The organism is Streptomyces sp. NBC_01390, assembly GCF_045040105.1.
Taxonomy (GTDB): domain Bacteria; phylum Actinomycetota; class Actinomycetes; order Streptomycetales; family Streptomycetaceae; genus Streptomyces.
In genome coordinates, this window is record NZ_CP109551.1 from 5,881,905 (window position 1) to 5,906,030 (window position 24,126).

The window sequence follows — 24,126 nt, forward strand, 5'->3', positions numbered from 1 at the left end:
TGTGTTTCGGAGATCGTGACCCGAACCGCTTGGTCAGCTGACGGAGAACTGGCTGAAGGTCGCGGTGCCGATGCTGCCAGCGTGGGCCGTGGAGAACATGCCCGCGTCCAGGGTGCTGTTTGCCCCGGTCAGCGTCGCGGTGCCGACAGTGGTCCAAGTGGTGCCGTCGGCGGAGTAGGAGCCGGTGACCGACGTGCCGCTCCTGACCAGGCGGAGCCAGACCGGGGCGACGGTGGCGCTTCCGGTCTTGGTGGTGTTGGTGTCGAGGTAGCCGTCACCGTTGGAGTCCCACTGCAGGGTGATTCCGTTGCCGGGGGTGGCGGCGAGGACGAGGTACCCGGTGGACGAGCCGGCGGAGGCGATGTCGTTGCGCAGCATCAGGCCGGCTTTGGCCCAGCTGTTGGTCTTGTCCTGGCTGTTGACGCGGACGGTGACGGTCGAGGACGTTCCGGCGGCCCCCGTCCGGTAGGCGGCGGCATACTCGTCGTCGTATGCCGTGCCGGAGCGCCATATGTCGATGCCCGCGCTCGTCAGGGAGGTCACTGCGCCGCTTTGGCTGACGGCGGCCGGAATCGAGTTGTATGCCTTGTAGGGAGAGGTGATGATCTGCAGGTTGCTGAAGGTCGCGCTGCCTGCGGTGGTGCTGTGGGCGGTGTGGATGACGCCGGCGTCCTGTGTGGTCGCCATGGACGGCAGGGTCACCGTCGAGCCGACCTGAGTGAAGGTGGCTCCGTCGGTTGAGTAGTAGGCGGACACCTGGGTGGCAGTGCGGGTGAGCCGCACCCAGACCGGCGCCTTGACGGTGGCAGCGGTGGAGGTGAGCTGGTCGAGGTAGCCGTCGGCGTTGGAGTCCCGCTGGAAGCTGACGCCGTGGTTCGGGGTCACCACCACAGCCGCGTAACCGGCGGAGGAGCCGTCGTCCGTGAGGTCGTTGCGCAGGACGACGCCGGCCTTGGCCCAGCCGCTGGTCTTGTCCAGGCTGTCGACCCGGGCGGTCACCGACGTGCCGTCGACAGCTGCCCCGTTTCGGAAGATGGTGCCGTACTCGTCCTCGTGCTGTCCGCCGGCACCCCAGATGTCCTCGCCCGCGTCGGTGATCGTGAAGTGGCCGCCGCTCTGGCCGGTGGTGGCGGGGGTGGAGGAGTGGGCACTGTAGGGGGAGCTGACAGGGTCGGTGGTCAGCGGGCGGTACCGGGGCTGGATACCGGCGTTGTTCATGACCGTCCTGGCCGCTGACGGCCAGTTGCCGTCGCTGACGACGACGGTGCCGCTGACCACGTCACCGCGGCCGTTGGTGTTGGTGATGTTCGCGGAACTGTTGTTCGTCCAGTTGTCGGTCAGGGTCAGGGCGCCGGTGTTGTTGGTGGCGCTGCTGTTCTCATGGCCCCATTCGCCGGTGTTGCGGAAGACGTTGTTGGTGTCCGTGAAGTTCCGGGAGCCCTCGTCGTGGTAGAAGCCGAACCAACCGTTGTTGCTGTGGCAGTAGTTGCGTTCGAAGGTGCTGCCCGGTGACGCCGACAGGGTGTACATGCAGCCGCCGTCGGTCATCTGCTGCATGAGGTCGTGGATGTAGTTGTCGGTGACGTGGTTGTTCGCAGCGGTGGTCGCCGTCTTGTAGATGGGCTGGTAGTTGTACAGGCCCCGGTTGACGTAGTCCTGGCTGCCGCCGATGTCGTTGGCGCCCCAGCCGTAGCCGATGGTGAGGCCGGAGTAGGGCAGGTTGTACACCTCGTTGTGCGAGACGGTCGCGCCGTTCACGTAGGTGACGAGGATGGCCGACATGTCGCGGTATTCCAGCGCCACGTCATGGATGAGGTTGTTGCTCAGCGTGATGTCCCGGTTGGTCATCCGCCTGTCACTGGGGTGGTGCGCGTCCGCCCGAACGCCGCCGACGGCGATACCGCCGCCCGCGTCCTGGGTGAAGACGTTGCCGGTCACGGTGAGGGCGCGGGCGCCGAGTCCTACGCCGGTGGTGTGGGCGTTGGCGTCGTTGCCTATGCCGAGTGCGTTCTGTCCGAGCTGGGTGAACCGGTTGCCGGTGAACGTGATGTGGTCGGCGGCCGAGACCTGGACCGCGGAGGGCATCTGCTCCCAGTGCGGACGTGCCGCCTCGAAGAGCGGGCAGCCGCTCTGACACGAGGTCAGCGCGTCCGAGGGGCGGTCCCAGGTACCAGAGAGGTACGCGCCGGTCTGCTGGCTGGCGTAACCGTGAGTGGTGGGGTCCAGCCAGCTGGTGCCCGAGAACTGCAGTCCTGAGAAGGCGATGTGGGTGGCGGGGGAGGAGTAGGTCCCTCCGACGCCGATGAGCGACTCCAGCTTCGGCACCTCGACGTCGGCCGTGCTCATGTCCTGCCCGGCGAGCGGCTTGTAGTACAGGGTGCCGGTAGCGGTGTCGAGGTACCACTCGCCGGCCGTGTCGAGGAATTCGTAGGCGTTCTCGATGTAGAGGGGGCCGGCCCGGAAGGGGCTCGTCAGGGTGTCGTAGCCGAACGTGTTGTTGTTCCACGAGGGCTGGGCCATGGTGATGGTGCCGCTGCTGATGCCGGTCACCGGGGCATAGCGGTCGGTGAAGGATCCGATGCCGTGGATCTCGGTCCGGCCGGGCTGCGCGAGGCTGTTGAGGTAGCTCAGCGAGCTGTTGGTGAACGTGTAGCCGCTGGTGGTCGCGGTCAGGGCCGAGCGGGGGATCTCGGCGCGGGCCCTGGTCGCCAGGACGCCGTCGACGGACAGATGGCGCGTGTCGAAGCCGGTGCCGACGTTGCTCTTCCAGATGTTCCTGGCCGGGTCCTGTACCGCCCAGCCGGTGGCCTTCTGCGCGCCGGTGACGACAGGACGGGCGCCCAGCGCGGCCTTCCAGTTCACCGTGTGGCCGCCTGTGCCGGAGTCCGCCGAGGTGAAGGCGAGCGGCGCGGAGAGCCGATAGGTGCCGTCGGCGAGCTCGACGGTGATGTCGCGTTTCATCGAGTTGTTGAGCGCCCGCACCTTGGTCTTGGCCTGGGTGAGGGAGCACGGCCGGCTCACGGAGCAGGCGGTCCCGGAGCCGCTCGGGGAGGCGTAGAGCGTCGTGCCGGCCGCAAAGGCGGGGCCCGCCTGGACGACGACCGCGGCGGTCGAGGCGGTGAGGACCGCGGCTGTGGCCAGCCATGATCTGAAACGGTTGGGAACCGCGGGACGGATGCGGGTTGTTCGCACGTGACACCTTCCGGGTGGTTCAGAGGGGCCTGCGGTGGCCATGGCGGGCAGGGGAGAACCCAGCGACGGGAGGGGAAGGGAAATGGCGATGCAACATTAGACGTCATATGAATTTCGTCAATAGGTCGCGCGCTGCCGACTGGGCCGGACCCGGGCATGCGAACGCCCCCGGGCTGTTGGGCTCGGGGGCGAGTCGGTGAGGGTGCTCTCAAGAAGCGGGCGAGCTGCCGTTCGGCAGGCGGCGGCGGCTCCAGGCGGTCTGGATGTGTGCGGCCATGGCCTGCGCGGCCCCGTCGGGGTCCCGGGCCAGCAGCCGCTCGGCGACTGCGCGGTGCTCCGCGTTGGCCCGCTCGCACGCAGTCGTGTCCGGTGTGCCGTTGTACAGGAACGTCGTGCGCGCCTGGGCGTGGAGAATCCGGATGATGGAACGGCCGAGCCTGTTGTGGGACGCCTGCAGGATCCGGTCATGGAAGGCCACATCGGTCTCGATGAAGCGTGCCGGGACGGTGGTCTCCTCGTCGAGCCGGTCGAGCAGCCGCTCGATGGCTCGCAGGTCGTCGTCGGTGGCCAGCTCCGCGGCCTGGGCCGTCATCTGGGCCTCCAGCGTCGACCGGATGTCCACCAACTGGTCAAGAATGACGAGCTGGTCGTCGTGCTGGACAGTCGCGGCGAGCACGACGGGGTCGAGGAGGTTCCATTCCTCGGGCGGGGTGACGGTGGTGCCGTAGCCCTGCCGGGCAAGGACCAGCCCCTTGGCCTCCAGGGACTTGACCGCCTCGCGGATGGTGATCCGGCTGACGCCGAACGTCTCGCAGAGCTCGGGTTCCACCGGCAGGGTCGATCCCGGAGGAATGACACCCGACACGATCGAGTCGGTCAGGCTCTCCATGACGGCCTGGGCCAGCCGGGCCGGACGCTTGGGCCAGGGCTTGAGAACAGGAGGCTCCCCCGTTCCGCCGGTGGTCTCCTTGGCCATGCGCGTCCCCCTTGCCGATACGGATGGCGGCGAGTCTACTGCGCGGAAACTCCTTGACAGCATTCGTATGACGACTTACGTCACACGAAATTTTCGTAACAGCACATTCCCGTGCAAGGGGTACAAGCCGTGCGCATCACCGAAGTCGAGTGCCATCCGGTCCGGGTGCCGGGAGCCAGTCCGCCCTTCGTCTGGGGAGACGGACTCCTCGGCAGCCCGTCCACCGGCGAGGCCGCGGTGCTGCGCATCCGCACGGACGACGGGGCCGAGGGGGTGGCGATGCCCCCCCGGCGTGGCAGCGGTGTCATCCTGGCGGACCTGCTGAACCGCGTACTGCGCGAGGAGCTGGTGGGGCACGATCCCCTGCAGCGGGAATGGCTCTGGCACCGCATGTGGGAGCTGGACCGCACGGAGGAACTACCGCTCTCCCTGCTGGGGCTGGTCGACACCGCGCTGTGGGACCTGGCCGGACGGCTCGCCGACCCACCTGGCAGATACGGGCGGCTCGTGGCGGCGGTCCTGGTGTTGCTCGCGTATGACCCGTCTAGAGGTGCATTCAAGGACCCCAGCTGCCCTATTCATCCGATCTATCGGGAGCTCGCGCATCCAACGTCTCGGCGGCTTGATCCTGAGGCTTGAGTGCACTACCAGCCGCGATCACGGGATTTCTGTCGATCCTCTAGACAGACTCTGCACTGAAGCCCCTTAATAGACCCGATGTTACTCCGGCGAAACACACGCCGTGCAGGTGGCCTCTCCCCTGCTCGCCGTCTGAGGGTGATCAGCCCGGTTGTCGAGCCGCAGCACCGTGTGTTGTCCCGCAAAGAGTTAGGAGCGCACGTTGTCAGAGCCGGTCAGCCACCGAAGGGAAGCTCGCAGGCGTGACGGTCCGCCGAGGGCGGGCTTCGGCCTCCGTCCGTGCCTTCTCCATGCGGGAGCTCCTGATGCACGGCGCGCCGTAGTGCTCGTGCCGGCCGCCTTCCTGAGTGTGGTCCCACTGCTCATCAACGGATTGCGCGCCCAGGCCGCTCCGGCACCGTGACCAACGCATCCCGGTTTCATCCACACCGCCGATGGCGACCGCACCTGGCCAGGTAGCTTCCGGCCTGCCCTCGAGCGGCACCACGTCCCGCGACGCGCCACTCTTCCAGGTGACATTGGCGCGAACCGGCCAGAGGCATCTGGCAGCGGGAAGGCCTGACCTGCACGTTTGCCGCTCAGCGCCGAGGCGATTACGCCTCCCACGACAGCCCGGTCGCCAACCTCGGGCGGTCACCTTCCACTTGGCACTGCCCAGCCGGCAGGTGACGGCGGAGCACCGTTTCACAGCCACTTTGACAATCCGTGCGTGCCCCGGCACCCAGGCCGACGTCGACTGCCACCTGGCACGTCGTCATCGCGATCAATGCCATCGATCCTCAGGAGTGGGCCATGCCCTCATCAAGAATGAATCGCCGTACGTTTCTCGGCGCCGCGGGTGCGGCAACCGCCGCGACCGCCCTGCCGGTCCTCCCCGGCTTCTCCGGCCTTCTGTCGCAGGCGGCCGCCGCGGACACACAGAGCAACCTGAGCAAGATGGTCGACATGCGTTTCGGCATGTTCAACCACTTCAGCATGGGCACGTTCACGAACCAGGAGTGGGCCGAACCCAACCAGAGCCCAACCATCTTCGCTCCCCCGAGCGTCAACTGCGCGCAGTGGGCCGACGCGGCGGCTGCCGCGAAGATGGGTTACGGCATCCTGACCACCAAGCACCATGACGGCTTCGCCCTGTGGCCAAGCGCCTATGGCACCCAGAACGTCGCGAACAGCTCCTACAAGCAGGACGTCGTGCGGGCGTACTGCGACGCCTTCCGGGCGAAGGGGCTGAAGGTCGGGTTCTACTACTCGATCTGGGATCGCACCTTTGGCGTCGAGGCATGGGAGAGCCGGCACAAGGTGACCGGGCTCGAGATCACCGATGCCATCCAGCCCGGCGACATGACCTTCATGCTCGGTCAGATCACCGAGTTGCTCACCAACTACGGCACCATCGACATGTTCATGACCGACGGTTACGCATGGCAGATGGGTCAGCAGGCCGTCTCCTACCAGCGGATCCGCTCACTGGTGAAGGAGCTGCAGCCGGACTGCGTCATGATCGACATCGGCGGACTGACGGAGCCCTTCCTCAGCGACGCGATCTTCTTCGAGGAGCCGCTGGGGATCACGGCGCCGGCGGGCAACACCTATGCCGGTATGCAGGGGCAGACCATCAGCAACGGCTGGTTCTGGCACCCCTCCACCCCGACCGAGGGCCTGATGAGCACAACCGCGATCCTGTCGCATCTGGCCGATCTGGAGCCGAAGTACACCTCGTTCATCCTCAACTGCCCGCCCAACCGCAACGGCCTGCTGGACACCAACGTCGTCAACCGGCTCGCCGAGGTGGGTGCCGCCTGGAGCCCGAACACCTCCCGGCCGCCGCTGCCCACCCAGCCACCGCGCGCCGAGTACCCGGTCACACCGGTCAACGCGTATGCGACCGCCTTTCGCACCGGCGAGGGACCGCTGAACGCCATCGACGGACTCAGCGACGTCCGCTACGAAACCTGCTGGTCGACCTGGAGCCTGCCGCTGCCACAGTCGATCACCATCGACCTGGGCGGGGTGTGGAGCAACGTCTCCACCCTGGAGTACCTGCCCAAGCAGTGGAGCCGTAGCAACTCCACCGACGGCGACATCACCTCGTACACCATCCACACCAGCACCGATGGCGTCACCTTCACCCAGGTCGCCACCGGCACGTGGGCCGGCAACGGCAAGTACAAACTGGTCGAGTGGCCCAACCGGAACGTGGGCTTCGTACGGATCCAGGTCAATGCGGCCACCGGCGGTTACGCCAACATCGGCGGCGTCAGGATCGGAGGCCGCTCGGTCGAACCGGCGCTGGTGTCCACCACGCTGCCCGGCGACGGCACCGTCTACCGGCTGGTCGCCCGGCACAGCGGCAAGGTCGCCGACGTGGAGGGTGGGCGCACCGCCAACGGCACCAACGTCGATCAGTGGCCATGGCTCAACCAGACGAACCAGAAGTGGACCTTCACCAGGACCGACGACGGCTACTACAAGATCAAGGGTGTGGGCAGCGGCAAGCTCCTGGAGGTCGCGGGTCTCTCCCGCGCGGACGGCGGCAACGTCGGCATCTGGGCGGACGCCAACGCCCCACAGCAGCACTGGGCCGTCACGCCCACCGGTGACGGAAACTACTTCCTCGTCAACCGCTACAGCGGGCTGTCCCTCGGCGTCGACGAGGGCAGCACCACCGACGGAGCCAACATCGAGCAGCAGCCGTACGCGTCACAGACACGGCAGCAATGGCAGATCATCCCGTCCTGACCTGCCCTCCGCCGTGCTGCAAACCGGGGTGCGCCTGGTCGGCACTGCCCACTTCGTTCGGGGTCAGCGCTCCGACCGCGCACCGCCGGTTCGGCGCGTTCGTCGCCGGGAGCGATCAGCCTTCAAGCTGCGCTACGAGTTACGCCAGACCGTGCCGCGACGCTCGTACTCCAAAACGGTCTCGACCTGGTTGGCGAACTGCGCGCCCAAGAACCGCTCGACCAGCCAGACCGCGCCGTCCAGGCCGGAGGTGATGCCACCGGTCGTGACGAGATCGCCGTCATCGACCACGCGCGCGTTGACGACCTTCGCGCCCTGTGCGGCGAGTGCCGCCCTGCTGTCCGAGTGGGTGGTGGCCGGCCTGCCACGCGTGAATCCGGCCGCCGACAGGGCCATCACGCCCGTGCAGACCCCGACCATGATCGCTTCGACGCCGGCGAGGCGCCGGATGAACGCCTTGTCCGCGAGCAGCCGGTGCATGCCCGATCCTGGCTGGTCGTGCCGCATGCCGCCGGGCACGATCAGCACATCGGCATCCTGCGGTGACCAGCCGCGCGGTACCTCGATCCGCAGACCCCTCGACGCGGTGACCATGGTCGGCTTGTTGGTCGACACCAGTGTCGTCCGGATGGCGCCGCCCATGGTGGCGGCTATGGACAGCACGTCGAAAGGCGCGATGGAATCCAGTTCCTCCACACCCTCGTAGAGCAGAATCTGGACACGCAACGGCGACGCCGTCGAGGGCGACGCCGCCGCGGCGAGGGGCGCGCCCGCCGCAGTCAGCCCAGTCGACACCGCGGACGCCTGCAGGAAAGTACGACGTTCCATGGATTACCTCCTAGTGGGAACTCTCTACTGACTGGTCGGCTCGGCCCCACCGATAGTTCCCGGCACGGTTGTGGAGGGTTTGCCTGCGCGTCGTGCCCGCGACGGCATTGCGGACGATCCTGGGCCGGCCACACCCTCATGAACCGCGCCTGCATGCGCCTCATCGGCGTGGAGACGCCAGCTGATCTGCCACGTCACGCCGGCGGTGTCGTCGGCGAACATGTCGGCGACCGCCGCGAAGTCCTTGGCGGACACCACGTCGACGTAGCCGTTGGTGACGGCGAGCGTGGTGATGGGCCCCACGATCGATTCTCCTCGGCCGAGCTCAGTCAAGTACTGCCTGCGGGGGCCCTACACTCACCACCGGTAACCAGTCGCCGGTAACCAGTCGCCTTCACATAACCGATGAGGGGATGTCCCGCATGCCACAACTGCCGGCCTTCGACGTCATGACGGCGACCTGCCCGTCCCGCACCTCACTCGCTCGCGTCGCCAACAAGTGGACGGCCATGGTGGTCATCGCCCTCAGTGCCGACCGCATGCGCTTCCGCGACCTGCGTGCCACCGTCGACGGCATCAGCTCCAAGGTCCTCACCGAGACCCTCCGAGACCTGGAACGGGACGGAATCGTCACCCGGCACGTGTACGCCGAGGTACCGCCCAGAGTCGAATACGAGCTGACCGCACTGGGTCGCACCCTGCACGCCCCGATTCATGCATTGGGCAGTTGGGCCGAGAACCACATCTCCGAAGTACTCGCGGCCCGCGAGAGCTACGACGCCCGCCAGTGTCCGTGACCGGTCACCAGAGGTGAGCATTCGGCGTCAGGAAGGACCCCGGTACTGGATGTCCGCCGCGCTCACCGGCGAGCAGAGCGTCGTGAAGGTGGACCCGACAGTGCGGGCGGCGTCCTGAACTCGCGCCGGAGTCGCCCGGAGTCGAGGGATCCTGCCGCCGGTCGCCTGGTAACCCACGCAACAAGCCGTCCGGCACGGTACCGGAGTGCCGGGGACGGCTTCCGTCTGGGAAGGATGCGGGCGGCCTACTGTCCCCAGAAGGCGTCCTCGGCGACCTGGTCGCCGGAGAACAGCCACATCTCGACGATCCTGCCGTCCTTGAGGCGCAGGACATCCACGCCGTCCATGCTCATGGAGGCGTCCTCGCGCCGCCCGGCGAAGTGGATCGAGGCGGCCACCATGTCGCCGTTGCCCATCACGGCGTGGACCGTGTCGATGGCGAAGGAGCCCTGGCTGGCCTCCATCATCCCGCCGAGCATCGCGAAGACGGCGTCGCGCCCCTTGTGCTCACCGGAGAACCGGTTGGCGCCCGGCTGGTGCCAGACGATCCCCTCGTCCAGAAGCTCGCCCACCTTGGGAAAGTCACCCGTCCGCACGGCCTGGAAGTACTCACTCGCGATGTCGACGTTCTTGCTGGTCATGACAACACTCCTTATACCCCTGGCATAGAGGCAGTACGACTTGCTGTTACAGGTTGGATGCGAGGCGCGACATACGCGACTCGGGATGGATCGATGACGCCCGGTCAGGTTTCGGTGGAACCGTTCTCAGGCATTGCCCCAGAACTCGTCCTCGCCCTGCCGGCCGGCCGAGAAGAGCCACACCTCCGCGATGCTCTCGCCCTCGATCCGCAGCAGGTCGACGCGGTTGATTCCCATCACTGCGCCGTCCCGTTCGGCCGAGAAGTGGACGGGGACCGCGACCAGTGAGCCGTTCGCCATGGGCTCCTTGGTCGGCTCCAGCGCGAACGCCCCTTCGGTGACCGTCATCATGCCGCCGAACATCTCGCCGATCGCGGCCGTGCCGCGATGCGAACCGGAGAAGCGGTTGTCGCCCGGCTGGTGCCACACGATGTCGTCGGCGAACAAGCCCGTGACTGTGGCGAAGTCCTTGGCGGAGACCCCGTCGGCGTACTGCCGGGCGATCCTGAGGGCGGTGGTGGACCGCATGGCCGGTCCCTCTCCTTCGGTGAGTTCGTCCTGCTGCACCGCCATACTCACCCTCGGTAACCAGGCACCTCAACGTAACCAATGGACTGACGTGTCGCACATCACACACGACCTCGGTGTTACCCGGGAGTTACGCGCGGCCCCGGCGTTCACGGCCCTGCTGTCAGCGGGACGTAAACGCCCCCGTTCGGCGCGGGCGAGGGCGGCGCCGGGGCAGCAGTGGATGCCGTGGCCGAAGGCCAGGTGGGGGTTCGGCGATCGCTCGAAGTCCAGGGTGTCGGGGTCCGGGAATCGGCGGGGGTCGCGGTTGGCCGCGCACAGGGAGACGATCACGGAGTCTCCGGCCGGGACTTCGGTGCCGTACAGGTCGCTGTCCTGGTCGAAGAAGCGCCAGGTGGTCAGCTCGAAGGCACTGTCATGGCGGAGCAACTCCTTGACCGCGCGCGGCAGCAGGTCCGGGTGGTCGCGGAGCCGGGCGAGTTGGTCGGGGTGGCGGAAGAGCGCGATCAGGGCGGTGGTGATCTGGTTGGTGACCGGCTCCTGGCCTGCTACGTGGCGGTATGGTCCAGCCGCCGACCTCGTCTTGGGACCCTCTCGCAGATCTTGCCAAGCCTGAAAACTTGCCAAAATGGAAAATATCTTGGATGGTTCCGTGTATGACGCTCGAGGTGAGCCTGCGGGAACGCAAGAAGCTGGCGACGCGCGCGGCCCTGAGCCATGCGGCGTGGTCCTTGATGGTCGAGCGGGGTCTGGAAGCGGCGACCCCGGAGGCGATCGCCGAGGCGGCGGATGTCTCGCCGCGGACGTTTCGCAACTACTTCGCCGGCCGTGAGGAGGCGATCCTCGATGGGCTGGTGACGCGTGGTGCTTCCATCACAGATGCCCTGCGGGCCAGGCCCGCGGGAGAGCCGCTGTGGGATTCCCTGACGCAGGTGCTCCCGTCCTTCGTCACGGCGTTCATCGGCCGGCGCGACGACATGGTGCTGCTGATGCGCGCGGTCGAGGACGACCCGGCGATGCACGCGCAGCACCTCGTCACGTTCGAGCACGTCCACCAGCAGCTCACGGAGCTCGTCGCCGAGCGCACCGGAACCGACGCCGGACACGACATGGCTCCGCGTCTGATGGCCGCCGTGGTGTCCGCCGCACTGCGGACGTCCGTGGAGATATGGGCAACGGGTGAGGGCGACGTGGCGCTGCCCGATCTGATCCGCGAGAGCCTCTCGCAGCTGCGCGCCGGCCTGCCGATCGGCGCCGTCGCAGCGGCTTTATAACCGCGTCCGCCCTCGAGGCCGTCCGCCCACCGGGTGGCCGGACGATGCCGTACGCCCTTGACCACCCGCGAATCACCCTCACCGAGGGGAAACACGAGGACCCGATGAGTGCCTTCCACCCCGATCTCGCACGAGGTCGCTTCATCCCCAAGGTGTCCTACGGACGTCTGTCGTCCCGCATCTCACGAAGCGTGAGGAGGAGCGCGGTGGATCCGGGCCCGGGCGTCACGGTCCAGGAGATCACGGTGCCCGGGCCCCAGGGCGCGCCGTCCGTCTCGCTGCGCGTCTTCCAGCCGACCGGCTTGAAGGAAGCGGCCCCGGCGCTGCTCTGGATCCACGGAGGCGGGCTGATCTTCGGCGCACCCGAGCAGGACGACCGTACGAACATCGCCTTCGTCCGCGAACTGGGCATCACCGTCGCCGCGGTCCGCTACCGGCTGGGGCCCGACCATCCCGCGCCCGCCGCGGTCGAGGACGCCTACGCCGGGCTGCTCGGCCTGGCCGAGCGTGCGGGTGACCTGCACATCGACACCGACCGCATCGCGATCGGCGGTGCCAGCGCCGGCGGCGGAATCGCCGCCGCCCTCGCCTTGCTCGCCCATGACCGGGCCGAGATCCACCCGGTGTTCCAACTGCTCATCTACCCCATGCTGGACGACCGCACAACGACGAGAACCGACCTGGACAAGCTCAAGGTGCGCGTCTGGACGCCCAAGAGCAACCGGTACGGCTGGTCGTCCTACCTCGGCGACGCCGTCGCGGGCCCGGACGTCTCCCCGTACGCCGCCGCAGCCCGCCGCGAGGACCTCACCGGTCTCCCTCCGGCCTGGATCGGCGTCGGCACCCTCGACCTCTTCCACGACGAGGACGTCGAGTACGCGCGCCGCCTGAGTGCGAGCGGCGTCCCCTGCGACCTCCACATCGTTCCAGGCGCTTTCCACGGCTTCGACGCACTGTTCGCCAAGGCCGAGGTCTCACGGGAGTTCTGGCGCCGGCAGGCACGGGCGCTCGAGAGCGCGCTGTGAGACCGGCCCGATCCGGCTCAGGGGCTGGGAGCCTGGGGCGGGGCGGCGGTTGCCCGGCTGCCCTGTGCATCAGGGTAGGCAACGGCCTGATCGGAACAGAAGGCGGGGAGCGGCAGGTCAGGCCGGACGAAGGGGCCGTTCGCGGGGATCCTGGAGAGCCTGACGGGTCGGCTGGGTCAGGCGGCGGGTCATCAGGGTGATGGCCGCCCAGGTGATCAGAGCCTCGCTGTGCTGCGGGAGGCGTTCGTAGTCGCGGACCAGACGGCGGGCGTGCATGATCCAGCCGAGAGAGCGTTCCACGACCCAACGACGTGGCAAAACGACGAACCCGGTCGCGTCCTTGGGGCGGGAAACGGTGCGGACGGTGGCAAGGCCGGCGCTTACCGCGCAGCCCTAGGACTCATCGCCGAGGGCCCCTAGGACGCCTTCGCCACCGCGTTGAAGGATCAGCTAAAGGGGCGCGAGGGCGTGGACGCCGCCGCCCTCGACGGCACGTTCTCCGACCCGGCCTCCCGCTCCGCCGTCCTGGACGACATGGCGTTCACCGCCGACGGCGGACTGCGAGCGGCCTTCGACCGCGGCGATGTCGGCACTCCGGCCGCCGGGTCCTACGCGGTGACCTTGTCCAAGGAGACGATCAGCCCCTGGCTGTCCGCGTTCGGACAGCGTGTCCAGCAGCAGACCGTGACGCCCAGCCGTTCGCTCGACCTGGGCGCGTCCCACACCCCCACGCAGGCCGTGCCCACCCACACCGCCTCCGGCGACGACGACACCGACTGCAAGAAGGTCAAGTGCGTCGCCCTGACCTTCGACGACGGACCGGCGGCTCCGGAGACCGCGACCCTGCTGACCTACCTGGCGCAGTACAAGGCACGGGCCACCTTCTTCACCACCGGTCAGAACGTCGCCGCCCACCCGGACCTGGTCCGCGCCGCCGCCCGCGCCGGAAACGAGATCGGCAACCACTCCTGGAACCACCCCGATCTCACCAAACTCGGCGCCGAGCAGGTCGCCTCCCAGCTGAGCCGCACCAGCGCCGCCATCGAGGCCGCGACCGGCAAGGCCCCCGCCCTCTTCCGACCGCCCTACGGCGCCATGAACACGCAGGTCCGGGCCGCCACCCGCCTCTCACCCGTGCTGTGGGACGTGGACACCGAGGACTGGAAGTACCGCGACGCCGCCAAGGTCGCCCAGACCGTCATCAGCAAGGCGGGGCCCAACGACGTCGTTCTGATGCACGACATCCACCCCACCCCGGTCGCCGCCGTCCCGCGGATCCTGCGCACGCTGACCGCCCGCGACTACCACTTCGTCACGGTCAGCCACCTGCGCGCGACCCTCTGATCGACGCTTACCGGTGCTCACCTGCCCCCTCGGCCGGGGACCTGGGGGACGGCCTCCGGGGCGGGAACCGACTCGGCCCAGGTCGCCATGGCGTCGAGAACCTGGCGTAGGTCCTCGCCGAGGGGGGTGAGACGGTACTCGACGCGCGGGGGGATCTCCGCGTACGCGGTGCGGATGACGATGCCGTGGGTCTCGAACTGGCGCAGCCGGCTGGTCAGAGTGTGGGGGCTGATGCCGGGCAGGGCTTGGCGCAGTTCGGTGAAGCGGTGAGGGCCCTTGAGGAGTTCGCGCACGATGAGGGTCGCCCAGGGGCCGTTGAGAAGGGTGAGGAACCGGGCCACACCGCACTCGGGAAGACAGGGATCGGTCACTTTTCGAGAGTAACCCATTAGTGCAGTTGATGTAACCGGTGCATCGTGTGCACTAATAGCTCGCATGACCTACGTGATCCATGGCGCCACCGGCGCCCAGGGTGCCCCTGTCGTTTCCGCTCTCACCGCCGCAGGCAAGTCCGTGACCGCGCTGACCCGCAACCCGGACGCCACCGTGCACGGCGCGCGCGTCGTGGCTGCGGGCTACTCCTCCGTCACCGACCTGACCGCTGCCTACCGCGGCGCCGACGGAGTGTTCGTCCACCTGCCGGTGGGCGCGGAGGAGGACCGCCTGGCCTTCGCGAACAACATCCTCGCCGCCGTCCGTGCGGCCCGGCCGGGCCGCGTGGTGTTCTCCACCAGCGGTTTCCCGATCGACCGCGCCATCGACCGCGCCACCGCGACGCTGGCCGCCGGCCTGGCCGACAGCGGGGTGTCCCATGCGGTGATCGCCCCCGAGCTGTACCTGGAGAACCTGCTCATGCCGTACGTCGTCGATTCCGTCCGGGAACGAGGGGTGCTGCCGTACCCGATCCGCTCCGACTTCCCCGTCTCCTGGGCGTCGCATCTGGACATCGCCGACGTCGCGGTCGCCTTGTTCGAGCGGCCGGACGTCACCGGGGTGATCGGGGTCGGACAGTACCCGGCGATCACCGGGCCTGATCTGGCCGAGGCGTTCGCCGCCCGGTTCGGGCGGGACGTGGTCTTCGGGCCGATCAGCCCTGATGAGTTCCGTACCTCCGTGGCACCCCTGATCGGCGAAGGTCCCGCAGCCGGCATCGCGGAGGCGTACCGGGCCATGAGCGCGATGCCAGGCCGTTCGATCGCGCCGGAGAACTCCGCGCAGAAGCTGCTGGACGTCACGCCCCGGACCACGACGCAGTGGCTGGAGAACATGGGTCTGTGACGGGCCGGGAGGCGTTCCGTACCGCACGAGCGCCGATCTGACATCAGCCGTTCTGCCGCAGTGCTTGGAGGACTTGCCTCCAAGCACTGCCGGCCACTCCGCAGGCAGGCGCCACCGCGTGCGGGTTCATGGCGGGGATGCCGGACCGCGACCCCACGGGCCGCCCGGTGGATCAGTAATGGTTGAAATGCCTAACGGCGTTACACCAGCCTGACGACATGAACGGTACGAAGCTCAGCCCACAGACCGCCGATCCATCCGGCCCGACCAGCGAAGAAGCAGGAGGCGCGCGGTCGGCCGAGCCCCCGCTGTCGCCCGCCCGAGCGCGGGCTCGACGCTCGCCGCGAGGCGTCTGCCGGTCGATGGTGAGGGAGCTGACCGTTGTCTAGTCCCCCGACGGCGCCTGCCGGTTCGCCGATCCTGGAGATGGCTCGCCGGGCGGCCGAGTACCGTGCGGCCGGCCGTCGCATCATCGACCTCACGCTCGGCGAGCCGGACTTCGCCCCACCCGTTCACGCCGTTGCCGCCGCCCAGCGAGCCGCCGCCCGCCCCATGGGCTACACGTCGGCCAGCGGGACACCCGAACTGCGCCGTGCCGCCCGGCATGCGCTGGAACGAGACCGCGCTCTGAGCTATTCGGACGCCGAGGTGGCCGTGGGGTGCGGCGCCAAGCAGGTGATCTTCAACGCGTTCTTCGCAACCCTGCGCCCGGGCGACGAGGTGATCATCCCAGCGCCCTACTGGGCGAGCTATCCGGACATGGTTCGCCTGTGCGGTGCCGTGCCCGTGATCGTCCCCTGCCCGGCCGAGTCAGGATTCAGGCTCACCCCCGACGCGGTGGCGGCGGCCGTGACCGAGCGCACCCGCTGGATCGTGCTCAACGCTCCCGGCAATCCGTCGGGCGCCACCTACGGCCATGACCTCCTGGCCGGTCTCGCCGAGGTGCTGCGGCGCCACCCCTCGACACTGATCCTGTCGGACGAGATCTACGCTCACATCCGCTACCACGCCGGGGAGTACGTCAGCATCGCCCAGGTCGCGCCCGACCTGCGCGAGCGGATCCTGCTGGTCGACGGCGTCTCCAAGGCTTACGCGATGACCGGCTGGCGTGTCGGCTGGGGATTCGGCGCGCCCGATCTGATCCACCGCATCACCGCCGTACAGACGCACAACTGCACGCAGACCTCGACCGTGAGCCAGATCGCCGCGGTCGCCGCCCTGCAGGGACCGCAGGATCTTCTGGCGGAACGACGGGAGACATACCGCCGACGCCGCGACGCGGGCCTGGCGATCCTCAAGCGAAGCCGGCACCTGGACACGGTGGAACCCGACGGCGCCTTCTACCTCTTCCCGCGCCTCGCGGCCGGCAACGACCTCGCAGCAGCGGACGCCCTCCTCGAAGCGGGATGCGCGACTGTCCCGGGCAGCGCCTTCGGAGCGCCGGGTCACCTGCGGCTCTCCTTCGCCACCGACATCGCCGCCCTGGAAGAGGGCTGCCGCATCATCGTCGCCACGCTGGACGGGATCTCCGCGTGATCGCCCTGACCGTAAGGGCACTCGTGCCGATCGTCCTGCTGATCGCGCTGGGCTACGCGCTCAAGCGATCGATGATCACAGACGAGGGTTTCTGGTCCGAAGCCGAGCGCCTCAGCTACCGCGTCCTGCTGCCGGCCCTCTTTCTGCACAGCCTCGCGACCGCCGACACCGACGATCTGCCGACCGGGGCCCTGGCAGGCACCCTGATCTCCGCCACAGTGGCGGTGGCCGCGCTGGTCATCGCCTGCAAGCCACTGATGCGGCTGGACGGCGACGCCTTCACCTCGGTCTTTCAAGGCAGCATCCGGTTCAACAACTACATCGGCGTGACGATCGCCGCCGGCCTGTTCGGCACCAAGGGCGTCGCCTTCGCCGCGATCTGCAACGCCGCGATCGTGCCCACCGTCAATGTGCTGTGCGTGCTGGTCTTCGCCCGGTTCGGGACCGCGCGTCTGCACTTCGCGGGCATCGTCAAGCAGCTCGTGACCAACCCGCTCATCCTCGCCTGCGTAGCAGGCATCCTCCTGCAGGCACTCGATCTGAACGTGCCGCCGGGCATCGCACCAGCACTCAAGGCGTTGGGAGCCGCCTCCATGCCCCTGGGGCTCCTCTGCATCGGTGCCGCTCTGCGCTTCGGGGCGGCACGGTCGTGGGTGGCACCGATCCTCACCTCGTCGTCCGCCAAGTTCGCGCTCATGCCGGCCGCGACGTACCTGGCGGGACGGCTCTTCGGCCTGGGCTCTCACGCGCTGATCATCGCCGTGCTCTTCCAGGCCCTGCCCACGGCATCGTCGTCGTACATCATGGCCAGGCAACTCGGTGGCGATGCACCACTGATGGCCGGGATCACCGCGACACAAACACTCCTGGGCACAGCCGCTGTCCCGCTCGTCATGGCACTGGTCCCGGCATAGCTCCAACCCGACGCCAAGCAGACCCGGTGAAGGCCACTGCGGTTCGGCAACGCCCTCGAGGGTCGCGGGGAACTGCGCGACCAGCCACGACGGCGCCACAGCCGAACGACGGCCCGTCACCGCACCTCCAGCGGAGCGCTCAGCGTCGCTTGTCGCGGTGGCGGCGGACCGCATCGGTGTTGGCGCAGCGGGAGGAACAGTAGGCACGGCGGCCGTTGCGGCTGGTGTCGACGAAAGCGGTCCGGCAAGAGCCCAGCGCGCAGACGCCCAGTCGTTCCCCTTCGGCTTGCAGGGCGAAAATGGCCAGACCTCCGGCGGTCACGGCTTTCACGCGGCTTTGGAGGTCCTGGGCATCTGGAGCGAAGTGCAAGTGGGGCCGCAGGTTGTCGTGCGTGGTCAGGTACACGCTTCCGGCGCCGTCCGCGAGCAGAGCGTTGATGTTCTGGCAGCGTTCGGCCTGTGAGGATGCCTCGAAGACCGGCCTCATCAGCCGCGACCACGCTCTGATGTCCTCGGATGTGGAGCCAGTGACCTGCGGACGACGAACCTGATGCGCCCGCAGCGTCATTTCCAAGGGCGCAGGCATCCATGAACCACTCGAATCGAGATTCACCAGCGCCACAGCCAAGTGAACCCCGACCATGTTGTCATGCTCAAACTGCATTTGACCATTGCAGCACAGAGCCTCTGGCAGAGCCAGGCGCGCCGACACCTGAGCCTGGCGCCCAGCAGGTTGCCTCCCAGCTCAACCGCACCAGCTGCCGGGTCATGTCCCGCGGGCTTCATGGGACGCGATCCCTACTGCGAGTCACCCCCGTCGGTAGACCCGAGGCCGGACAGGGTTTGCAGCGCTCGGACACCTTGCGCCTGTTGGAACGCGACGTGGCGACGGATGATCTGCGCCGCCGGGTCGGTGGATACGCCGCTGAGGGAACAATCCGCAACCAGGACGGCCTGGACATGCTGACCGTCAGGCTTCCAGGAACGGACCTCATCCTTGGAATGTCTCGTCGGCTGTATGGCGCGTGCCGCGAAGTCGCTGGTATGGAACGCCGCATCGCGGAGGAGGTTCGCCGAACGCGCCTGGAGAGCCTCATGCCTCGCGAGCGCCCGGCTGAGCCGAGCCTGCTTCCCGGAGCTGCGCACGCACCTCGGTATCGATCCCTTGTGCCAGCCTCCGTTGATGCTTCACCGTCGAGTGCTGATAGATCAGCTGGGCACGTTCCGAGGACTGGCCGGCGCGGACCATGAGGTCCTTCAGCTTGGCGCCGGTGTCGGCGGCGAGGGTGTTGCCGGTGTGGCGGAGGTCGTAGAAGCGGAAGTTGTCCGGCATACCGACCTTGGTCCTCGCCTTGCGCCACTTGCGGCCGAACGTCGAGCGGCGGAAGGGGGCGCCCTTTTCGCCCACGAAGAGGAGGCCGTTCGGCTCCTTCTCCGCGAACCATTGAAGGTGGCGGCGGATGTCGGGCTTCAGGAAGTCCGGCAGGTAGACCGTGCGCTTGCCCGCCCGGGTCTTGGGGTCGCCGGTGACGCGCTTGCCGTTGGTCAGCTCCGGGGACGCCTGGGTGATGCGCAGGGAGCATTCGTCGACATCGACACGGTGACGGCGTAGTTCGGCCAGCTCCTCCGGGCGGAGGGAGGCGAAGGCACCGAGCAGGACCATCAGGCGCCAGCGTGGGCCCATGGCGTCGGCGAGGTCGAAGACCTGCTCGATGGTGGCGGTGGGGCGTTCGTCGGCCTCCTCCTTGCCCGCGCCCTTGATGCGGCACGGGTTGGTGCGCAGGAGGTCGTCGTCGACCGCCGTCTGCAGGATCGCCTTCAGCAGGCGGTACGACTTGGCCACTGTCGTGGCACCGGTCGCCTTCAAGCGCTCGGCACGCCATGTGCGGACGGAGGGCGGGGTGATCTCGTCCAGGTCCTTGCCGCTGAAGGTCGGCAGGATGTGGAGTCGGAGGAGCCCGTCGTAGCGGTCGACGGTGGTGGGGGCCAGGCCCCGCTCCTCCATCCAACGCAGTGCGTACTTCTGGAAGTTGACCGCACCGGCGTCCGGGTCGCGCCATACGTCGCGCTCGATGTCCGCGCGAACGAGGTTGAGGCAGTCCTGGGCGTCGGACTTCGTCTCGAACGTCTCCGGGGCGGTGTGCCGCTGCCCGTCGGGGCCGATGTAGCGGGCCTGCCACCGCCCCGAGGGGAGCTGGCGGGTCGTGCCGAACTCGCGCCGCCGCTGCGGCTTGCGTCCCGCCATCAGGCGGCCTTCACATAGCGGGTACGGCCACGGCGGACCGGCTCGACGGTGCGCGCCTCGACGTACTCGGCGACCGCGCTCTCGGGGATGCGGACGGGGCGGCCGAGCTTCACGTAGCGGATGCGGCGCTCGGCGATCAGGCGGCGGACGAAGCGCTCGCCCGTGCCAAGCAGTTCGCCGGCCTCGGCGACGGTCAGGAGGCGGTCAGCCATTCGCGATCACCTCCGTCGCGGAGGAGCGCTGGGGGCAGGCTGAAGCCGGGGATATTGCGGGCAGGTGCAAGGGCGGTGGGTCCTCACTCGGGTGCGGAATGGGGCGAGCCGTGGCGCGGGGAAGGCAGTTCAGACTGCGGGGCGGCCGGGCAGGAGCGCGGGTGCCGGAACGTGGAGGGCCTCGGCGATCGCGATGAGGTCGTCGACGTCGCAACGGCGCTGGGCGCGCTCGATGCGGGACAACACGGTGTTGGACATCGGGTGGCCGAGGTCTGTCACGCGGTCAGCCAACTGCCTTTGTGACAGGCCGCGTTCGGCGCGGAGGATTCCGATGGCACGGGCCGCCTGCATTCCTGCCGGACCGATTTCCAATGAGCGTGGGGGCATGGCTCCAATTCAAAGGCTCAATCGCCGGTTTCGGTAACCGGCGATCGTCGGCTATGTTGCCCGCCGCGCCGTACGCTGCGGAGGGATTTCCGGGGGTCGGGATGGGGACGCGGATGGACGCGTCGATCGATACTGTGACGTGCGGTGTTGTGTTGTAGCTTCCCCGTCGGCGGCGCGTCAACGGCTTGCCGATGTGATGCTTCTGGCTTCGCCTGACGGTCCGTTATTTCGGCAACGGTCGATTCGGGTTTATAATTTTGGCAATGCCTAGCTCGCAGTAAGCGTTCGCCGTCAGCTGTCTGATTTCTCGACGGAATGCTGGACTTGAGCGGCATGAATGTGGCTGTCTTGGCTATACGACGCCACCAGCCCCCCCTCGCGCCTTCGGCCGAGGCGATGGGCCAACCCCCTCCCTGTGCACCGCCCGACAAGGGCCACCTGCACCTCCATGCCCCGACCTAGGAGCCGCCCCCCGATGAGCTACGACGCCCGCGAATGGGTGTGGGACCACAGCCACAGCAAAGGCACCGCCCGCATGGTCCTCGCCCTGATCGCCGATCGGTGCCGCGACCGGCACTGCGTCGCGTACGCGTCCGTGCCCACCCTCATGAAACGCGCCAATGCCTCCCGCACCGCCGTGCGCGATGCGCTCGCCAAGTTGATCGCCGACGGGGAACTGGTGCAGCTTCCCGACCGCAAGGGGCCGAGGGGAGAGACGTACTACCGCCTCCCAATCGCCGCCCGGTTCCTCGCCGATGAGCCTCGGGAGGGGGACCGGAATGCGGCACCCCAAGGGGATCGGATTCCGACCCTCGGGGGGTCAGAATCCGACCCTGCCGAGCCCTTTGAGGGGGGATCGGAATCCGGCCCCGGGGAACAGAATCTGGCCCCCAGGGGGTACGGATTCCGACCCGAGAGGGGTGCGGATTCCGACCCCCAGAACAGAAGAGAACCGAAGGTGAACGGTAGTAAGAGCAGCAGCTCTCCGTCGCTCATCTCCGCCACCGAGTGGCAGATCGACGACAGCACCCGCGCCTGGCTCCAGCACGACGGGCATCTCGACCGACTCGGCGAGCCCGCCCTACACACCGCGGACGCCAAGTGGCGCACCTACCGGAGCTCGTGGGATCCCCGCACCTCCGACGCGTGGGCCGCCGACTGGCGCGCGTGGATCGCTCGGGAACGCACCCCCGCTCCGGGCCGCCCGAGCCTCTACGCCCTGCCCGGTGGCACGCCCACCCCCACCTCGACCACCGGCATGACGCGCACCGAGGCGCACATGGCCGCCCTGCTCGCCGCCCTCGACGAACCGACCGGAACGGAGTAGACCGCCTTTGGACCGACGTGAAGTCGCCGCCGTCCTCGCCTACATCGGGCGTCTCGATCCCCGCACCATCCCCGCCGGCACGGGCAATGCCCGTGACCAGATCGTCCAGTGGCAGGAGCTGCTCGACGACGTGCCCTTCGCCACCGGTCACGGCTGGGACGTCCGTGAGGCGATACGGGCCCACATCCTGGACTCTCCGTACCCGATCCTCCCGGTGGACGTCGCCCGCAAGTGGCGCGCCTACCGCCGCGACCGCCTGGACCGGCACACCGATCCCACTCCGGTCACCGACCCGGACAACCCCGCCGCCTGGCGCGCCGAACTCGTCGGCACACGGCACGCCGTCGCCACCGGCATCGCCGCGCCCTCCCCGCACCGACAGCTCGCCAGGGGCCCGCACCGGGACCTCGATGCCCGCCTGGCCGCCGTCGGATCTTCCATCCCGCCAGCCGTCCGCGCGGCACTCGACCCCTACCGGCCCGCGCGTGCCGCCCGCGAGGCTGCCGTCGCCGCCGGACAGCCCGACGCCCTCAGCGTCCCGTGCCGGTGGTGCCACGCCGACGAGGGCGAGCCCTGCCGCAGCCGGCGCCTGGGCCTCGACGGCCACGCCCGGGGCAACGCACCCCGCACGAGGCCGCACCCCACCCGCGTGGACCTCGCCAAGGCGGAGCTGGCCCGGCAGGACGCGTGACCCGCGGCTTCCGTATCGGCGCCGGCGCCTGACCAACGGCCCGTCCGCCGCACCCCCCAATCCCACCTTCACCGCCCCGGCAGCACCAATGCCATGCCCGGACGGCTTCCTCGGAGACCTCTCCCCATGCCCTCTTATGCCCACCCTGGAGACATCTGACTTGCCCTCCCCCACCTCGACACCCCCGGCCGCCAGCCCCAGCACCGACAGCCATCGCTCTCACATCGCCCGGCACCGCGCTCGCCTCGGCCACCGCGCAGACGCACGCGCCGGGGGCCACCGCGCGAACCGCGCTGCACGCTTCACCCTCGTCGTCGGCCTGATGGCTGTGGTCCTCATGGCCTTCCGGGTCTCGTGGAACGCACTGTCCGACGTGGCCCGCGCCATCGGCGCCGACTCCACGGCCGCCCTGCTGTACCCGATCGTGGTCGACGGGCTGATGGCCCTCGCGCTGACCGCCACACTCGTGCTGCCCGACGCCGACCGGAAGTTCGCACTGCGGGTCCTGGCGACCTACACGATCGCCAGCCTCCTGCTGAACTACGTACACGGCCTCACCCCGGCACTGCACACCATGCCGACCCGGTGGGGCCGACTGACCGACTGGGATCCGGCGAACTGGGCCCTCGTACTGCTGGCCACCTCGCTCCCGGTCGGGTCGATCTACTTCGGGTCGGACCTCGTCGCGAAGGTGCTGCACCACCACCCCGAGTCGGCCGACTCTGCCGAAGCGGTTGGCCAGCCGGCCGTCGAGCAGGACGCACGGTCGACCTCTGTCCAGCATCAATCGGCCTCCGAGCAGCCGACCGAGTCGGCCCCCGCAAAGGCTGCCAAGACTCCTGTGCCGAGGCCGACCGAGGCCACCCAGGTGGCCCGCTCTACCCGACCGCCTCGGTCGGCCGCCGCAGTTGAGTCGACCGGAGCCGCCCCGAGCCGTGCGACCGGTCGGGCCACCGCCACTGCCGAGTCGGCCGCCGACCGCCCCCGCACCGACGCTGAGGTCCTCGCCGAGGCCCGATTCCTGACCGCCGACTGGAGCGCCGACCGGCTGACCGCCCAGCGCCTGCGCAGCGAACTACGGATCAGCCAGACCCGCGCCCGCACCCTGCGCAATCAGCTGAAGGTCGAACGCACCGACCGGCCAGACCCTGTCGCCTACGACGACATCGAGGCCGAGCCTCCTCGCGACGGACCCCATGAAGCCGCCTCCGAGCACCAGAGGCATCTCGGCACAGCCGCCGTCGGCACCACCTGAGACCCGCAAGCGCACCGACCACCCCGGCCTTCCGGCTCACCCCATGCCCTGGGCAGACAAGCCTGGGGCACGGGGGTTGGGCAGCGCGAAGTACCCGGCACCAGCACCCCACGGAGAACCTCCCCATGCACGACCCGAACCACGACCTCCCCACCCCTCAACAGGAGGTGACCACCGGCCTGAACAGCACAGCAAGTTGTACCGGGAGCAATGCTCCCGGGATTCCCGCCCCAGGGTTGGCGGGAACAGCCCGGCGCCAGGGGGCACCGGACCGTCAGGCAGCGACCGAGGGCGGACC

General features: G+C 68.6%; 23 protein-coding genes and 2 pseudogenes. 12 read left to right on the forward strand and 13 right to left on the reverse strand.

What is annotated here, in order from left to right; genetic code table 11:
• Positions 1-33: 33 nt before the first annotated feature.
• Together OG241_RS26535 and OG241_RS26540 are read right to left on the reverse strand one after the other, a co-directional pair.
• Entirely contained in the window at positions 34-3,192 is a 3,159-nt protein-coding gene (locus OG241_RS26535; protein ID WP_405818554.1) for a DUF1349 domain-containing protein, read from the reverse strand.
• 208 nt (positions 3,193-3,400) lie between these two features.
• Positions 3,401-4,168 carry a FadR/GntR family transcriptional regulator gene (locus OG241_RS26540; RefSeq protein ID WP_405818556.1) on the reverse strand — a complete coding sequence of 256 codons (768 nt, stop codon included), beginning with the start codon at positions 4,166-4,168 and terminating at the stop codon, positions 3,401-3,403.
• A gap of 129 nt (positions 4,169-4,297) precedes the next feature.
• On the opposite strand from OG241_RS26540, the gene OG241_RS26545 reads away from it, so the two are divergent.
• Both OG241_RS26545 and OG241_RS26550 read left to right on the forward strand, forming a co-directional pair.
• A complete protein-coding gene (locus OG241_RS26545; RefSeq protein WP_405818558.1) occupies positions 4,298-4,807 on the forward strand; it encodes a hypothetical protein in 510 nt (169 codons plus the stop codon).
• Positions 4,808-5,599: 792 nt separating this feature from the next.
• The gene (locus OG241_RS26550) at positions 5,600-7,546 is read left to right on the forward strand and encodes an RICIN domain-containing protein (RefSeq protein ID WP_405818560.1); all 1,947 of its coding nucleotides are present in this window, start codon (positions 5,600-5,602) and stop codon (positions 7,544-7,546) included.
• Between the two features lie 132 nt (positions 7,547-7,678).
• On the opposite strand, the gene OG241_RS26555 is transcribed toward OG241_RS26550, so the two are convergent.
• Both OG241_RS26555 and OG241_RS26560 read right to left on the reverse strand, forming a co-directional pair.
• The gene (locus OG241_RS26555; protein ID WP_405818562.1) at positions 7,679-8,374 is read right to left on the reverse strand and encodes a DJ-1/PfpI family protein; all 696 of its coding nucleotides are present in this window, start codon (positions 8,372-8,374) and stop codon (positions 7,679-7,681) included.
• A 24-nt stretch (positions 8,375-8,398) separates the two neighbouring features.
• A complete protein-coding gene (locus OG241_RS26560) occupies positions 8,399-8,677 on the reverse strand; it encodes a hypothetical protein (RefSeq protein WP_405818564.1) in 279 nt (92 codons plus the stop codon).
• Positions 8,678-8,796: 119 nt separating this feature from the next.
• On the opposite strand from OG241_RS26560, the gene OG241_RS26565 reads away from it, so the two are divergent.
• On the forward strand, positions 8,797-9,171 hold the full coding sequence (locus OG241_RS26565; RefSeq protein WP_037727681.1) for a helix-turn-helix domain-containing protein: 375 nt from the start codon (positions 8,797-8,799) through the stop codon (positions 9,169-9,171).
• 245 nt (positions 9,172-9,416) lie between these two features.
• Here the strand turns inward: OG241_RS26565 and OG241_RS26570 are convergent, their stop codons facing one another.
• From OG241_RS26570 to OG241_RS26580, 3 genes and pseudogenes are all read right to left on the reverse strand, one after another.
• Positions 9,417-9,812 carry a nuclear transport factor 2 family protein gene (locus OG241_RS26570; protein WP_060904843.1) on the reverse strand — a complete coding sequence of 132 codons (396 nt, stop codon included), beginning with the start codon at positions 9,810-9,812 and terminating at the stop codon, positions 9,417-9,419.
• Positions 9,813-9,938: 126 nt separating this feature from the next.
• Positions 9,939-10,340, reverse strand: coding sequence for a nuclear transport factor 2 family protein (locus OG241_RS26575; protein WP_060904857.1), 402 nt, complete (start codon positions 10,338-10,340; stop codon positions 9,939-9,941).
• A 186-nt stretch (positions 10,341-10,526) separates the two neighbouring features.
• Positions 10,527-10,892, reverse strand: a pseudogene (locus tag OG241_RS26580) (cytochrome P450); the annotation flags it as partial.
• A gap of 104 nt (positions 10,893-10,996) precedes the next feature.
• Here OG241_RS26580 and OG241_RS26585 point away from each other — a divergent pair.
• Both OG241_RS26585 and OG241_RS26590 read left to right on the forward strand, forming a co-directional pair.
• Positions 10,997-11,614 (forward strand): TetR/AcrR family transcriptional regulator, encoded by a 618-nt coding sequence (locus tag OG241_RS26585; RefSeq protein ID WP_405818567.1) that lies wholly within the window; start codon positions 10,997-10,999, stop codon positions 11,612-11,614.
• Between the two features lie 206 nt (positions 11,615-11,820).
• Positions 11,821-12,639, forward strand: a complete 819-nt coding sequence (locus OG241_RS26590; RefSeq protein ID WP_405818569.1) for an alpha/beta hydrolase — start codon at positions 11,821-11,823, stop codon at positions 12,637-12,639.
• A 31-nt stretch (positions 12,640-12,670) separates the two neighbouring features.
• On the opposite strand, the pseudogene OG241_RS26595 reads toward OG241_RS26590, so the two are convergent.
• A pseudogene (locus OG241_RS26595) lies at positions 12,671-13,005 on the reverse strand (transposase); the annotation flags it as partial.
• A gap of 102 nt (positions 13,006-13,107) precedes the next feature.
• Here OG241_RS26595 and OG241_RS26600 point away from each other — a divergent pair.
• Positions 13,108-13,983, forward strand: a complete 876-nt coding sequence (locus OG241_RS26600) for a polysaccharide deacetylase family protein (RefSeq protein ID WP_405818571.1) — start codon at positions 13,108-13,110, stop codon at positions 13,981-13,983.
• Between the two features lie 17 nt (positions 13,984-14,000).
• Here the strand turns inward: OG241_RS26600 and OG241_RS26605 are convergent, their stop codons facing one another.
• The gene (locus OG241_RS26605; RefSeq protein ID WP_199838124.1) at positions 14,001-14,354 is read right to left on the reverse strand and encodes a helix-turn-helix domain-containing protein; all 354 of its coding nucleotides are present in this window, start codon (positions 14,352-14,354) and stop codon (positions 14,001-14,003) included.
• A gap of 64 nt (positions 14,355-14,418) precedes the next feature.
• Between OG241_RS26605 and OG241_RS26610 the strand changes: the two genes are divergently transcribed.
• The 3 genes from OG241_RS26610 (at position 14,419) to OG241_RS26620 (ending at position 17,711) form a co-directional block, all read left to right on the forward strand.
• Entirely contained in the window at positions 14,419-15,261 is an 843-nt protein-coding gene (locus OG241_RS26610; protein ID WP_405818573.1) for an SDR family oxidoreductase, read from the forward strand.
• Between the two features lie 381 nt (positions 15,262-15,642).
• Positions 15,643-16,797, forward strand: coding sequence for an aminotransferase class I/II-fold pyridoxal phosphate-dependent enzyme (locus OG241_RS26615; protein ID WP_405818575.1), 1,155 nt, complete (start codon positions 15,643-15,645; stop codon positions 16,795-16,797).
• Positions 16,794-17,711, forward strand: a complete 918-nt coding sequence (locus OG241_RS26620) for an AEC family transporter (RefSeq protein WP_037727286.1) — start codon at positions 16,794-16,796, stop codon at positions 17,709-17,711. Before OG241_RS26615 ends, OG241_RS26620 begins: the two co-directional genes overlap by 4 nt.
• Before the next feature lie 139 nt (positions 17,712-17,850).
• On the opposite strand, the gene OG241_RS26625 is transcribed toward OG241_RS26620, so the two are convergent.
• From OG241_RS26625 to OG241_RS26640, 4 genes are all read right to left on the reverse strand, one after another.
• Positions 17,851-18,375, reverse strand: a complete 525-nt coding sequence (locus OG241_RS26625) for a CGNR zinc finger domain-containing protein (RefSeq protein ID WP_037727284.1) — start codon at positions 18,373-18,375, stop codon at positions 17,851-17,853.
• A 429-nt stretch (positions 18,376-18,804) separates the two neighbouring features.
• The gene (locus tag OG241_RS26630; protein WP_060904835.1) at positions 18,805-19,956 is read right to left on the reverse strand and encodes a site-specific integrase; all 1,152 of its coding nucleotides are present in this window, start codon (positions 19,954-19,956) and stop codon (positions 18,805-18,807) included.
• Complete coding sequence (locus OG241_RS26635; RefSeq protein ID WP_405818578.1) at positions 19,956-20,168, reverse strand: helix-turn-helix domain-containing protein; 213 nt, start codon at positions 20,166-20,168, stop codon at positions 19,956-19,958. Before OG241_RS26635 ends, OG241_RS26630 begins: the two co-directional genes overlap by 1 nt.
• Positions 20,169-20,297: 129 nt before the next feature.
• Positions 20,298-20,555, reverse strand: coding sequence for a helix-turn-helix domain-containing protein (locus OG241_RS26640; RefSeq protein ID WP_037727276.1), 258 nt, complete (start codon positions 20,553-20,555; stop codon positions 20,298-20,300).
• 475 nt (positions 20,556-21,030) lie between these two features.
• On the opposite strand from OG241_RS26640, the gene OG241_RS26645 reads away from it, so the two are divergent.
• The 3 genes from OG241_RS26645 to OG241_RS26655 all read left to right on the forward strand — a co-directional run bounded on the left by OG241_RS26645 (position 21,031) and on the right by OG241_RS26655 (position 23,828).
• The gene (locus tag OG241_RS26645) at positions 21,031-21,882 is read left to right on the forward strand and encodes a DNA-binding protein (protein WP_037727274.1); all 852 of its coding nucleotides are present in this window, start codon (positions 21,031-21,033) and stop codon (positions 21,880-21,882) included.
• Positions 21,883-21,889: 7 nt separating this feature from the next.
• Complete coding sequence (locus OG241_RS26650; protein WP_210533459.1) at positions 21,890-22,573, forward strand: hypothetical protein; 684 nt, start codon at positions 21,890-21,892, stop codon at positions 22,571-22,573.
• A gap of 322 nt (positions 22,574-22,895) precedes the next feature.
• Positions 22,896-23,828, forward strand: coding sequence for a DUF2637 domain-containing protein (locus OG241_RS26655; RefSeq protein WP_405826433.1), 933 nt, complete (start codon positions 22,896-22,898; stop codon positions 23,826-23,828).
• The last annotated feature ends 298 nt before the right edge of the window (positions 23,829-24,126 follow it).